Source organism: Ruegeria sp. CE9, from assembly GCF_056537425.1.
Genome location: NZ_JBQFRO010000001.1, coordinates 491,097 through 503,603, shown reverse-complemented (window position 1 = coordinate 503,603; position 12,507 = coordinate 491,097). Strand labels below are relative to the sequence as shown.

11 protein-coding genes are annotated in these 12,507 nt (G+C 56.0%); 1 reads left to right on the top strand and 10 read right to left on the bottom strand.

What is annotated here, in order from left to right; translation table 11 throughout:
• Window positions 1-2 precede the first annotated feature (2 nt).
• From ACR0B3_RS02490 to ACR0B3_RS02445, 10 genes are all read right to left on the bottom strand, one after another.
• The gene (locus tag ACR0B3_RS02490; RefSeq protein ID WP_480807706.1) at window positions 3-779 is read right to left on the bottom strand and encodes an enoyl-CoA hydratase-related protein; all 777 of its coding nucleotides are present in this window, start codon (window positions 777-779) and stop codon (window positions 3-5) included.
• Between the two features lie 73 nt (window positions 780-852).
• Complete coding sequence (locus tag ACR0B3_RS02485; RefSeq protein ID WP_170684006.1) at window positions 853-1,308, bottom strand: cytochrome c-type biogenesis protein; 456 nt, start codon at window positions 1,306-1,308, stop codon at window positions 853-855.
• Window positions 1,305-3,269, bottom strand: coding sequence for a heme lyase CcmF/NrfE family subunit (locus ACR0B3_RS02480; protein ID WP_480808014.1), 1,965 nt, complete (start codon window positions 3,267-3,269; stop codon window positions 1,305-1,307). The genes ACR0B3_RS02485 and ACR0B3_RS02480 overlap by 4 nt, the downstream gene beginning before the upstream one ends.
• Before the next feature lie 74 nt (window positions 3,270-3,343).
• On the bottom strand, window positions 3,344-3,922 hold the full coding sequence (locus ACR0B3_RS02475; protein ID WP_480807705.1) for a holin family protein: 579 nt from the start codon (window positions 3,920-3,922) through the stop codon (window positions 3,344-3,346).
• Complete coding sequence (locus tag ACR0B3_RS02470) at window positions 3,913-4,524, bottom strand: holin-associated N-acetylmuramidase (RefSeq protein WP_480807704.1); 612 nt, start codon at window positions 4,522-4,524, stop codon at window positions 3,913-3,915. Before ACR0B3_RS02470 ends, ACR0B3_RS02475 begins: the two co-directional genes overlap by 10 nt.
• A gap of 124 nt (window positions 4,525-4,648) precedes the next feature.
• The gene (gene ccmE / locus ACR0B3_RS02465; protein WP_480807703.1) at window positions 4,649-5,095 is read right to left on the bottom strand and encodes a cytochrome c maturation protein CcmE; all 447 of its coding nucleotides are present in this window, start codon (window positions 5,093-5,095) and stop codon (window positions 4,649-4,651) included.
• A gap of 7 nt (window positions 5,096-5,102) precedes the next feature.
• Entirely contained in the window at window positions 5,103-6,131 is a 1,029-nt protein-coding gene (gene argC / locus ACR0B3_RS02460; protein WP_480807702.1) for an N-acetyl-gamma-glutamyl-phosphate reductase, read from the bottom strand.
• A gap of 93 nt (window positions 6,132-6,224) precedes the next feature.
• On the bottom strand, window positions 6,225-7,034 hold the full coding sequence (locus ACR0B3_RS02455; RefSeq protein ID WP_480807701.1) for a glutamate racemase: 810 nt from the start codon (window positions 7,032-7,034) through the stop codon (window positions 6,225-6,227).
• An 8-nt stretch (window positions 7,035-7,042) separates the two neighbouring features.
• Window positions 7,043-7,921: a lysophospholipid acyltransferase family protein gene (locus ACR0B3_RS02450; protein WP_170684021.1), complete on the bottom strand. Its 879-nt coding sequence runs from the start codon at window positions 7,919-7,921 to the stop codon at window positions 7,043-7,045.
• Between the two features lie 78 nt (window positions 7,922-7,999).
• Window positions 8,000-11,419, bottom strand: a complete 3,420-nt coding sequence (locus ACR0B3_RS02445; protein ID WP_480807700.1) for an indolepyruvate ferredoxin oxidoreductase family protein — start codon at window positions 11,417-11,419, stop codon at window positions 8,000-8,002.
• A 169-nt stretch (window positions 11,420-11,588) separates the two neighbouring features.
• Here ACR0B3_RS02445 and ACR0B3_RS02440 point away from each other — a divergent pair, with 169 nt between their 5' ends.
• Window positions 11,589-12,497 carry a LysR family transcriptional regulator gene (locus ACR0B3_RS02440; RefSeq protein WP_170684024.1) on the top strand — a complete coding sequence of 303 codons (909 nt, stop codon included), beginning with the start codon at window positions 11,589-11,591 and terminating at the stop codon, window positions 12,495-12,497.
• The last annotated feature ends 10 nt before the right edge of the window (window positions 12,498-12,507 follow it).

Below are 12,507 nucleotides of genomic sequence, written 5' to 3'. Positions count from 1 at the left end.
GTTTAGCGCCCTTCGAATTTGGCGGGACGCTTTTCCAGAAACGCTACGACACCTTCGGCAAAGTCGCGCGAACGCCCGCATTCGCCCTGCAAATGAGCCTCTGCCGCCAATTGCTGGGGCAGCGTCTTTTCATAAGTCCCTCGAATTGCCTTCTTGATCGCCCCGAAGCCTGCAGTTGGACCTTTGGCCAGATAGGCTGCGCGTTTGCGCCAATGTGCATCAAACTGATCATCTGCGACCGCCTCCCAGATCAAACCCCATTCATCTGCCTGGCGTGCGCTGATCTTGTCTGCGAACAAGGCTGCGCCCATCGCTTTAGCAAATCCCATCTGGCGCGGCATAAACCATGTGCCACCTGCATCGGGCAACAGACCGATGCGTGCAAAAGCTTGCAGGAAATAGGCACTTTCAGTCGCTATCACTACGTCAGCACACAGCGCCAGATTGGCCCCTGCCCCAGCCGCTGGCCCATTCACAGCAGCGATAGTGGGAACCGGGCAGTCATAGACAGCCTCAAGCATCGGTTCGTATTCATCACGCAATGTACGTTCCAGATCGATCTTCCCAGTGCTCGACGCATCCCCAAGATCCTGCCCAGAACAAAACGCAGGCCCTGCTCCGGTCAGCACAATCGCGCGCGCATGGCGCGCAGCGTCTTTCATCGCATACGCAATCTCGGCCCGCATCTGCGTTGTCAGCGCATTCAATTTGTCTGGTCGATTCAGAGTCAGAATCGCCAAATCATCTTTGATATCAAGAAGGACCGCTTCGTATTCCATGTACAACCTCACCTGCGCAGCGTTAGGCGAGACAGTGACCCAAATGCGAAAAAAGGAAAAGCAGAACCGCGCGTCAGTCTTCTAGGATTTGCCGCAGTCGTTCCTGTTCTTCGCTACTCAGGGAATCAGAAGGTGCGCTATCGTGATGCTGTGATCGCTTACGTAAAAAGCTCCAGCCCACACCAGCCGCGATCAGCAACATGATTGGGCCTGCCAGCCAGAGCATCAGGTTTGCGCCCGTGACAGTAGGTTTCAACAGGACGTATTCGCCGTATCGATCAACGATGAAATCCACAGCTTCCTGATCCGTGTCCCCTGCTACAAGGCGTTCGCGCAGCAAAATGCGCAAATCGCGCGCAAGCTCGGCATTGCTTTCGTCAATGCTTTCGTTCCGGCAGACAAGGCAGCGCAAACCGGTGCTGAGGTCGCGCGCGCGCGCCTCAAGCGCTGGATCATCAAGCACCTCATCGGGTTGAACAGCCAACACTGGCGATGCGATCAACAGCAGTACCAAAAACAGGCGTTTCATTCAGCAGGAACCCCGCTTGCAGGTGTTTTGCGCGCGCCAGCCGCGACCCGGAACCGACGATCCGTCAGGCTGAGGACACCCCCCAGTGACATCAGGATACAACCACCCCAAATCCAGTTGGCCAGAGGCTTGATATAGGTTCGCATCACCCAACCGCCATCCGCTTGCTGATCCCCAATCACGATGTATAGATCGCGCAAGAAACGATAATCGATCGCTGCCTCGGTCGTGGGCATACGCGCCACGGGATAGTCGCGTTTTTCGGGGTTCAGCGTCGTGACATAACGGCCATCTTTTTCAACCAGCACATCGGCCATTGTCGAAAAATAGTTGGGGCCCTGAACACGTCGAACATCTTGCAGAGTCAGAGTGAACTGTCCGACCTCGAACGGCTGGCTCGGCTGAGCAACCCGAATATCCTCGATCTCCCACGCTGTCAGGCCAGCGATAGCGAACGTGGTGACACCAAGGCCTGTATGCGCAACAGCCTTCCCCCAGTCTGCCCCCGGCAGGCGGAACAGGCGCCCAAGGCTTCCCTTGCGACCAGTGCGACTCCAAAGATCGATGATCGCGCCGAATGTGATCCAAGCGCCAAGAAACAGGCCCACTGGCGCCAAAGCGCTGCGCCCGGTTTGCATCACCCAGATCAGTATTGCCAGTGCGACCGCCAGCACAAAGGCGTATCGCAAAGACCACGCCGCCCGGCCCAATTTACCCCGCTTCCACGGCAACATGGCGCCTATGGGCAAAACAATACCAAGCACGATCATGAAGGGCGTGAATGCTGCATTAAAAAATGGCGCTCCGACCGAGAGCTTTCGGTCAAACGCCATCTCGGCCACCATTGGCCACATCGTGCCGAAGAACACCACGAAACAGCTTACTGCCAACAGGATGTTGTTCAGAACCAGCGCACTTTCGCGGCTGACCATTCCAAACACCCCCTTCGCCTCCATCGCTTGCGCGCGTGCGGCGAACAGGGTCAGCGCCCCGCCGGTAAAGATGATCAGAATGAACAGGATAAACACACCGCGTTCGGGGTCGTTGGCAAAGGCGTGAACCGAGGTCAACAGACCGGATCGAACGATGAATGTTCCAATTAGCGAAAAGCCAAAGGCGATGATCGCCAACAAGATGGTCCAGCTCTTCAACGCTTCGCGTTTTTCCACCACAATCGCTGAATGCAACAGCGCCGCCGCCAAAAGCCATGGCATGAAGCTGGCATTCTCAACCGGATCCCAGAACCAGAACCCACCCCAGCCCAGTTCGTAATAGGCCCACCAGGACCCAAGCGCGATGCCAATGGTCAGAAAGATCCAAGCTGCCAATGTCCAAGGCCGCACCCAACGCCCCCACGCGGCATCAACACGCCCTTCAATAAGCGCAGCAACGGCAAAGCTGAACGCCATGCTCAGCCCCACATATCCCAGATACAGGAACGGCGGGTGGAAGGCCAAGCCGGGATCCTGCAACAGAGGGTTCAGGTCTCGCCCATCAAACGGTGGCACGGGAAGCCGATCAAACGGGTTCGAAGTGAACAGGATAAAGGCATAAAACGCTACCCCGATCGAGGCTTGAACGGCCAACACACGAGCCTTCAATGTTGGCGGCAAGCCGCCCCCAAAAATCGCGGCCATCGCACCGAATATCGCCACGATCAGAACCCATAACAGCATCGAACCTTCGTGGTTCCCCCAGGTTCCGCTGATCTTGTAGAGCATCGGTTTGGCCGAATGGCTGTTTTCGACCACAATCCGCAATGAGAAGTCTGAGGTCGTGAAGGCCCAGACCAGGGCACCAAATGAAAATGCCACCAGAATGAACTGTGTGATGGCCGCCGGTTCGGCGAAAACCATCCAACCGTTCCAGCGTTTTGCCGCCCCGACAAGTGGCACCACGGTTTGGACGATGGCGACAAGGAAGGCTAGGATCAGTGCGAAATGGCCGAGCTCTGTAATCATGGCCCGTATATACTGCGGAGCCGGGGCGAGTGCCATTCACATTCGCGCCGGATCACCGCACATAGTGTCGCGCCTTAAGCGTTGCTCAAGCGCCGCCAGTCTTCAAGAGCTGGGTTTGCGTCTGGTTGCATGACCACCTGCGCCAAAGTGGCATCCGTGCCAGTAACAGCGACCCCAGGACTATCATCGCGTAGCTCACGGAGTGCCTCAAGATTGGCAAGCACTTCTGGCGCCCGCAACATCGTAGCGCTGATTTCTCGTTGAAAATCCTGCGCTTTAATCTGATGGCGCGCGCCAAAATAGAACGAGACGATGACCCCCAGCAGCCACCATAGTGGTTCCGGCACCAGTGCAATGCCCTGCATCCGCGCCGCAAACCACAGCGGATCGATCATCGCCGCCAAGAACAGACCCAAGGTACCCAGAGCCAAGGCTGGGCGCGGTAGGCGATTCAGGCCGTCCATAAAACGATCAAAGCTACTTTTTTCGGGCGTTTTGAATTCACTTCCAAATTGCGCCAACGCCGCGCTGCGCAGGGCGACTGAGCGTTCAGCGCCGCTCTCGGCGTTTTCGTGAAAGACTTCGGCAGTTTCGCGTAACACATTGCGGCCTGAGCCAAACAACAGCGTGAAAAGTCCGGATATCAAGCCCATCCCGAAACCCTTCTTTGAAACTCAGCCACGCTCAGATGATATTTGGGCGAGACAAATTCTTCGGCACGCTTAATCCATCCACCCTTGCCGCCCGCTCGGGTTCTTGCGTATTTGCGAAGTGTGGTCCGCCGATCCGCCAAACGAAAGTAATAGTTCCGACGTGCCACGCCATAGGCATCTCGTAAGGCCAAGGCTTTGGGTTTGGCAGCGTCATGTGCCGCGCGGCTCGTCTGAGGGCCAACGACCCCATCAACCGCAACCTCATACCCCATTTGACGCAACAGATTTTGGAGAATCTTGACGGCTTGCGCCCCTGCATTCACGTACATATCGAATACAGACGCCTGAATTGCCTCGGGCAACACGCCAAGGCGTGGTTTCTCAAAATAATGCTTCAGGAATATGTCGGCCGCCTGTGCCTTACTGAGCGCCCTTACATCTTCTGGCGTAACTTGGCCATCTCGGTCCAGATCAAGGCCCAACCGGCGCATCGTGTGGATTGTCACCCCGTATTTCGTCGCCCCGCCGGGATCATCAGGGTCATCCACAAACCCTCCTTCCCGCGCCACGATACCGTTTGCAATCTGTCGCACCGTTTGCATTTCTGTCACCTTTGCGTTGGTTAGGCAAACGGTCCGGTAAAGATGTTAATCCCGCGATAGAACAAAGGGCGCTGCATGGTCTGTCCACGCAACGCCCTTGTTATCGATCGGATTTAGAAATCGTTCAGCTATCGCCGGCTTCTTTATAAACGCCTTGCTCTTTCAGCGCGTCCACAACCTCTTTCGGCATGTAAGTTTCATCATGTTTTGCCAGAATTTCAGTGGCTTCAAAGACGCCATTTATGTAACTTCCCGTGCCGACCATGCCTTGGTTTTCTGAGAACAGATCAGGCAACACGCCAGTAAACGCGACCTTAACGCTTTCGCCGCCATCGGTTACGACAAAGTGCACGGTTTCACCCTGCCCGCGAATGATCGAGCCCTCTTCGACCAAACCGCCGATACGGAACACCTCAGTCGGATTGGGTGGTTCAGCGATCACCTGACTCGGTGAACGGAAGAAATTGATGCCATCTTTCATGGCAACCCCAATCAACGCCGTAGACAAAGCCAACGCCACTGCAGCTAGCACAATGATCTGAACTCGACGACGTTTCTTGAGCGTTTTCATACCGTCCTCACGGGAACAAAGGGGCCATCATCAGGCCTTGGGTTTCGTCCTCACCTAACATCAGATTCGCGTTCTGCAAGGCTTGCCCACTGCTACCTTTTGTCAGGTTGTCCAATGCTGCCACAACGATTGCGCGACGTTCGATCCGGTCGCCGACTACGCCGATGTGGCAAAAGTTCGAACCACGTACATGATGGGTCGAAGGGGTCTCGCCAAAGGGCAACATCTCGATGAAGGGCTCGGTCTCATAAGCCGACTGAAGCGTCTCATAGACACTTTGCGGATCGCCTTTCACGTAAGTGGTGGCCAGAATGCCCCGGTTCGCGGGGATCAGGTGCGGTGTGAATTGCACGTGCACGGTGCGACCTGCGATTTCCGAGAACTCCTGATCGAACTCGCCCAAATGCCGGTGAGTTCCGCCCACCGCATAGGCGTTCGCACCTTCACTTAGCTCTGCGTGCAGCAGATTTTCCTTCAGCGCCCGACCCGCGCCTGAAACAGCACATTTCAGGTCCAGAATGATATCATCCAGATCGATGACCCCGGCTGAAATCAACGGCCGTAGCACATATTGACCGGTCGCCGCGTTACAGCCCGTTCCGGCAACCAGTCGTGCGGCCCTGATCTCGTCCCGGTAGAATTCGGTAAGTCCGTAGACGGCCTCTTCCTGATGCCCAAGCGCTGCATGCGGATTGCCGTACCACTTCTGGTACTCGTCACCATCGCGCAGCCGGAAATCTGCTGAAAGGTCGACGATTTTCAATGTGCTAGGCAACGCACGGATGACTTCCTGACTGGTCTTATGCGGCAACGCGCAGAAACACAGATCAATCTGGCTAAAGTCGATCTCGGAAATCTTGCACAGCACCGGCAAATCCAAATGGCGCAGATGCGGGAATACTTGCGCCATAGTCTGTCCAGCCTTGCGCTCGGCGGCCAGTGCTTTGATTTCTATATTCGGATGTCCGGCGATCAGCCGAACAAGCTCAGCTCCGGTATAGCCGGATGCACCTAGGATTGCGATTTTATGGGTCATGTCAGACCTCTTTCATTCATGTGTCACATGGGTGACCGCCACTGTGACGGTCAACGAATTACGAGATTGGAAAAGCGCCGTCCTTGACCTAGGTCAGGCGGCTTCAAAGGTGATTTGTCGTCGGAGGAACTGAGTCGCGCGATCCGTCACCACGCCAGGCTTGCCCGTGGTCAGGAATCCGGCCTCGCCCTCGCCCATCATATTCGGGTGGCGTTGCAGGTAATCCGCCAGGCTTTCCGCGACCAAGTCGCCCTGACTATAGACCTTCACGTCCGGGCCAAGCGCCTGCTGGAATGTTTCAGCCATCAACGGATAATGGGTGCAGCCCAGTATGGCCGCCTGCGGTTCCGGCATCTTACGCTTCAGGGCGTCGACATGGCTGCGCACCAAAGCTTCAGCCAGAATCATGTCGCCCTCTTCGATGGCATCTACCACGCCGCCGCAAGCCTGCGCCTCGACATCGACGCCGATCGCCCGGAATGCAAGCTCACGCTGAAATGCACGGCTAGACACCGTTGCAGGTGTCGCAAACAGCGCGACATGCTGCACCTCAACTTCGCGCGGTGGCGAGTTATCGCCCCATTGCCGCTCTGTCAGCGCCTCGATCAGAGGTACAAATACACCAAGAACCCGTTTGCCTTCGGGAACACCGGCTTCTTGCATCCGACGCAGGGCGGCAGCACTGGCGGTGTTGCACGCCAAGATCACCAGATTGCAGCCGCGATCCCACAGGTCCTGCACAGATGTTCGTGTAAGTTTATAGATATCTTCGGCATCCCGCACGCCATAGGGCGCATGTGAACTGTCCGCGAAATAAAGGAAATCGACGTCGGGCAGACGTTTCTGCGCGGCGTTCAGAACGGTAAGACCGCCCAATCCGGAATCAAAGATGCCTACTGCCATTTGCCCCTTCAGGCGCGATGCCGTTCCTCGAATTCATAGCCATAGTCATACGACTCTAGCGGCTCTGGAGACAGCTCATACGTGGCTTTGCGCAGGAAATCCATCATCTTGCGCGTATCCTTGCCCAGTGGGTCAAGAATGTCGCGCCCGATAGGGTCTCCAACTACAACGCGCACTGGTGTATCGACGCGTTTTTTGAACTCTTTTATCAGGAGACCCATTCGCAGAGTGTTGTGCAGATGGCTTGCGATCTGGAACAGCCGCGAGGTGTGTCCGTCAAAGAAAACGGGCACGACGGTTGCATTCGATTTCGCGACCATCCGAGCGGTAAATCCACGCCAGCCCGGGTCCATCGGGAAAGAAAAAGGCTTCGCAGCCGTGCTGACGGTGCCACCGGGAAAAATTCCTATTGCCCCACCATCGGCCAGATAATTCAGAGCAGCCTTTCTGGTCTCAAGATTCAGCTTCATCGCCTCTTTGGTGGCATCGAAGGAAATTGGCAGAACGATGCGGTTCAAATCCTCGGCTTTGCGAAAGACATGATTGGCGAGAATGCGAAAGTCTCTGCGCGTCTGCGACAGAATATGACCCATCATCAGGCCATCCATAATGCCGTATGGATGGTTCGCAATGAGAACTAGTGGCCCGTCTTCGGGGATATTCGACAAGGCCCCGCCGACCACATCCAGCGTCAACCCATAGCGATCAACCATCACCGACCAGAAATCGCGCCCTTGCGCGACCTCTTGCTCGTACCCGTCAGCACGACGGATTAGCCGCATGCGACCAGTGGTATTCTCCATCAGCTTGATCACCATACGCCCGCTCCGAGTTTCCGCGGAATGAGCGTAAGATATGTCACGGGCGACGTGATGGCGCGAAGGCATAGGTTACTCCGATTTTCTGGCGCATAGATAAGGCCGGGTAACCATTTTGCATAGATTTGATGACAGGCTTGTTAAGCTTTATTCTGCCGCAGCCTTCATTTGAGGCCCACCTGCACGGATGACGGCCAGCAACTCCTCTCGCCGCTTCGCAGCTTTGGCCTCATTCGCCACCAGAACCGGGCCAAACCCACGAATATCCAGAGGCAGAGCCGCAAGTGCAGCAATCGCATCGCGCGTTTCGGTCGTTAGCATGGGCAGAACCTCTTTCATGTCCTTTTCATACTGACGGATCAAAGCACGCTCCATCTTGCGCTCAGACGAATACCCAAAGACGTCCAGAGGCGTCCCGCGCAGGCCTTTCAACTTCGCAAGCACCTTCAAGGGTCCCAGGAACCATTCGCCAAAGGCTTTCTTGGTCGGACGACCATTCTCGCCCTTGGTCCCCAAGGTCGGCGGTGCAAGGTGGAAGGTCATCTTGAAATCACCATCAAACTCGGCCTCAGCCTTCTGACGGCTGTTGAGGAGCAATCGCGCAACTTCGTATTCGTCCTTGTACGACAAGAGTTTATGGTAGCCCTTAGCCATCGCTTCTCGGACCGTCTGATCCTCGGTGCTTTCGACAAGCTTACGATAGCGCTTCGCCAATCGCTTGCTCTGATAGTCGGTCAAATGTGCAGCGCGGAAGTCGATCATCTGATCGAGCGTTTTTGGCAGTTCGGCCACATTCGGGCTCAAGATTTTCAAAACCTCTTCAGGATGGGTCACCGCCCAACGACCAACTTCAAACGCGCGCTTGTTGCGTTCGATTGCAGCGCCATTCAATTCAATTGCCTGCATGATCGATTGATGGCTGAGCGGCAGCAACCCGCGCTGCCAAGCCGCGCCAAAGACCATCATGTTGGAATAGATCGAATCCCCCAGCACAGCGCGCGCCAGATCGGTGGCATCGAACAACGCGACGCCGTCCTTCAGTCGCGCTTGCAACGCAAGCTGCAACTGATCGCTCGGGATCGTGAATTCGGTGTCACGTGTGAAATCCCCGGTGATGATCTCATGATTGTTCACCACCGCTCCGGTCCGGCCGGTCTGCGTAAGACCCAGAGTCTTTGCCCCCGCCGAAACCACCAGATCACCACCGATCAGGGCATGCGCCTCGCCAGTCGCAACGCGGATTGCGCTGATGTCTTCGGGCCGATTGGCCAGACGGCAATGGATATGCACCGCACCGCCCTTCTGCGCGAGCCCGGCCATCTCCATCATACCTGCACCCTTGCCGTCAATCTGAGCCGCTTGCGCCAGAACAGCACCGATGGTCACGACTCCGGTGCCGCCAACACCCGTGATCACCACGTTATGAGTGCCGTGGATCTGCGGCAGAACAGGGTCTGGCAGGTCCGGCAGATCAAGATCTGTGGTTGCTTCCATGCGTGGCTTCGCGCCCTCAACAGTGACGAACGAAGGACAAAACCCGTTCAGGCAAGAGAAATCCTTGTTGCAGCTGGACTGGTCAATCGCACGTTTACGACCAAGCTCCGTTTCTTTTGGCACGATCGAGACGCAGTTCGACTGCACGCCACAATCTCCGCAGCCCTCACAGATATCTGTGTTAATGAACACCCGCTTATCTGGGTCCGGAAACGTGCCCCGCTTGCGCCGTCTGCGTTTTTCAGCGGCACAGGTCTGGACATAAACAATGACCGATACACCTTCGATTTCACGGAGTTTCTCTTGAACCTGCATCAACTTGGAACGTTCAAAGGTCTCGACACCCGAAGGCAAAACGTCGAAATTCACATCTTCCTTTTCGTCGTAAACAACGGCCACGTTGCTGACGCCCATCGCGCGAACCTCGGCCACGATGCGCTCGGCACTCAGCCCGCCTTCGTTTTCCTGCCCACCGGTCATCGCAACGGCGTCGTTATAGAGGATCTTGAAGGTTATGTTTGTACCCGCCGCCAACGCAGCCCGGATCGCCTGAACGCCCGAATGGTTATAAGTGCCGTCGCCCAAGTTCTGGAACACATGGTTGGTGGTAGAGAACGGAGCCTCTCCGATCCAGTTCGCCCCCTCGCCGCCCATCTGGGTAAAGCCGGTCGTCTCGCGATCCATCCACTGCACCATGTAGTGGCAGCCGATACCCGCATAGGCGCGACTGCCGTCGGGCAGCTTGGTCGAGCTATTATGCGGGCAACCGGAACAGAAATAGGGCAACCGTGCCGCTATTTCCTGAGCGTTATCCGCACGGCGCGCTTCGGATAGCGCCTCGAGACCCGCGCGAACACCATCTGTATCGCGACCCTCTTCTATCAGAATCTCGCCTAGTTTCTCGGCGATCATGATCGGATCAAGCGCGCCTCGGGTCGGGAATAGCTCTTCGCGGTGCAAAGTCCCTGCTCCGCCTTTGTACCAACCGTAAACGCGACGGCCACGACGGTCATCAAAGATCGCCTCTTTGACCTGCACCTCGATCAGCTTGCGTTTTTCCTCGACGATCACGATCAGGTCGAGCCCTTCCGCCCAATCGTGGAACCCTTTCATATCCAAAGGAAAAGTCTGACCGATCTTGTAAGTGGTGATCCCCAGCCGCTCGGCCTCATCCGCGTTGATGTTCAGCAACGACATGGCATGCGTTAGATCAAGCCAGTTTTTACCCGCAGCGACAAAGCCGATCTTGGCGCCCGGTTTGCCCCAAATACGTTTGTCTAATTTATTGGCGTGGGAAAAGGTCTCGGCTGCGAAGCGTTTATAGTCGATCACACGCGCTTCTTGCAGATGTGGCGTGTCGCCCAGCCTTATGTTTAAACCACCTTCAGGCATATCGAACGATGGTACCGTCACCATCATCCGGTTCGGATCACCATCCACAACCGATGTGACCTCGATCGTGTCTTTCATCGTTTTCAATCCGACCCAAACCCCGGCGAAGCGGCTGAGGGCAAAGCCGTATACGCCATAGTCCAGTATCTCCTGCACGCCTGCTGGGCTCACTACAGGCATATACATGTCCACCAGAGACCATTCCGATTGGTGCAAAACGGTCGAGCTTTCGCCTGTATGGTCATCCCCCATGGCCATTAGCACACCGCCATGTTGTGCAGTGCCCGCCATGTTGGCATGGCGCATCACATCACCGGACCGGTCCACTCCGGGGCCTTTGCCGTACCAGAGACCAAACACACCATCGAACTTGCCGTCCCCGCGCAGCCCGGCCTGCTGGCTACCCCAGAGCGCCGTCGCCGCGAGATCTTCGTTCAATCCGAACTGGAAAGTCACATCGCTTTCAGCCAACTGCTTTTCGGCACGCGACATCTGCTGGTCGACAGCCCCAAGGGGCGAGCCGCGATATCCCGTCACCAAACCAGCGGTATTCAGCCCTGCCGCGCGGTCGCGTTCCTTCTGCATCAACATCAATCGCACCAGGGCCTGCGTTCCGTTCAACAGGACCGGACTCTTGGTTAGATCGAACCGATCGTTCAGAGTGATTTTCGGCTGACTCATCTGACGTCTCCCCTCGTCGGATTAGTGTGCTGCATTTGTGTTCATTTTAGGTCACAAATACTGACCTGTATAGCAATTTTAGCCTTTATCGTAACGATTTCCCGGTTTGTTTGTGGAATTTGTTACCTGTTTCATATAGGGCTGCCCGAGGATAACGAAAGTTGCGGCGATGGATTGGGACAAGCTCAGAATATTTCACGCGGTTGCGGATGCGGGCAGCCTCACACATGCGGGGGACAAGCTCAATTTGTCTCAATCTGCAGTGAGCCGTCAAATCCGCGCGCTCGAAGAATCGCTGGATGCGACCCTTTTTCACCGCCATGCACGCGGGCTGATTCTCACCGAACAAGGTGAATTGCTGTTCGATGCGACATCAGCCATGTCGAAACGCCTAGACGCCGCAGCCGCCCGTATTCGAGATAGCGAAGATGAGGTCTTTGGCGTCCTTAGGGTGACCACGACCTTTGGCTTTGGCACACTCTGGCTCGCCCCGCGCCTGCCCAAGCTTTATGAACAGTATCCTGACCTCAATATCGACCTGATGCTGGAAGAACGGGTACTGGACCTGCCCATGCGCGAAGCCGATGTTGCGATCCGCATGAAGGAGCCCAGCCAGGCAGACCTGGTGCGCAAACGCTTGATGACGGTTCAAATGCTGCTCTATGCGACGCGAACCTATCTCGATACCCATGGTGGTGCGCCTGAATCTTTGGAAGATATCTCCAAGCACAGATTGATCTGCCAAACACCTTCGGCCCCTCAAGTCGGTGCAAGTGCATCTATGGTGCGGCATCTGATGACCTACAATCCAGGTTCGTTGCTAACGGTGAATAACTATTTCGGCGTTCTTCAAGGCGTGCTTCACGATCTGGGGATCGGAGTTCTGCCAGATTATGTGACAGAGGACTTCCCGGATCTGGTTCCCGTCATGTCAGATATCGAAAGCGCCGACGTTCCGGTGTACCTCGCCTACCCGGAAGAATTACGTCATTCCAAGCGGATAGCAGCGTTTCGAGATTTCGTTCAGGATGAGATCATCGCCCATCGCAAGCAGTTGAGGCAATTGGGCAAGCTCTAGCCATGCACTC

Excerpts from the sequence above, each read along its gene's own strand:
- ACR0B3_RS02490 (WP_480807706.1), bottom strand. The coding sequence starts at position 779 with ATGGAATACGAAGCGGTCCTTCTTGATATCAAAGATGATTTGGCGATT.
- ACR0B3_RS02485 (WP_170684006.1), bottom strand. The coding sequence starts at position 1,308 with ATGAAACGCCTGTTTTTGGTACTGCTGTTGATCGCATCGCCAGTGTTG.
- ACR0B3_RS02480 (WP_480808014.1), bottom strand. The coding sequence starts at position 3,269 with ATGATTACAGAGCTCGGCCATTTCGCACTGATCCTAGCCTTCCTTGTC.
- ACR0B3_RS02475 (WP_480807705.1), bottom strand. The coding sequence starts at position 3,922 with ATGGGCTTGATATCCGGACTTTTCACGCTGTTGTTTGGCTCAGGCCGC.
- ACR0B3_RS02470 (WP_480807704.1), bottom strand. The coding sequence starts at position 4,524 with ATGCAAACGGTGCGACAGATTGCAAACGGTATCGTGGCGCGGGAAGGA.
- ccmE (WP_480807703.1), bottom strand. The coding sequence starts at position 5,095 with ATGAAAACGCTCAAGAAACGTCGTCGAGTTCAGATCATTGTGCTAGCT.
- argC (WP_480807702.1), bottom strand. The coding sequence starts at position 6,131 with ATGACCCATAAAATCGCAATCCTAGGTGCATCCGGCTATACCGGAGCT.
- ACR0B3_RS02455 (WP_480807701.1), bottom strand. The coding sequence starts at position 7,034 with ATGGCAGTAGGCATCTTTGATTCCGGATTGGGCGGTCTTACCGTTCTG.
- ACR0B3_RS02450 (WP_170684021.1), bottom strand. The coding sequence starts at position 7,921 with ATGCCTTCGCGCCATCACGTCGCCCGTGACATATCTTACGCTCATTCC.
- ACR0B3_RS02445 (WP_480807700.1), bottom strand. The coding sequence starts at position 11,419 with ATGAGTCAGCCGAAAATCACTCTGAACGATCGGTTCGATCTAACCAAG.
- ACR0B3_RS02440 (WP_170684024.1), top strand. The coding sequence starts at position 11,589 with ATGGATTGGGACAAGCTCAGAATATTTCACGCGGTTGCGGATGCGGGC.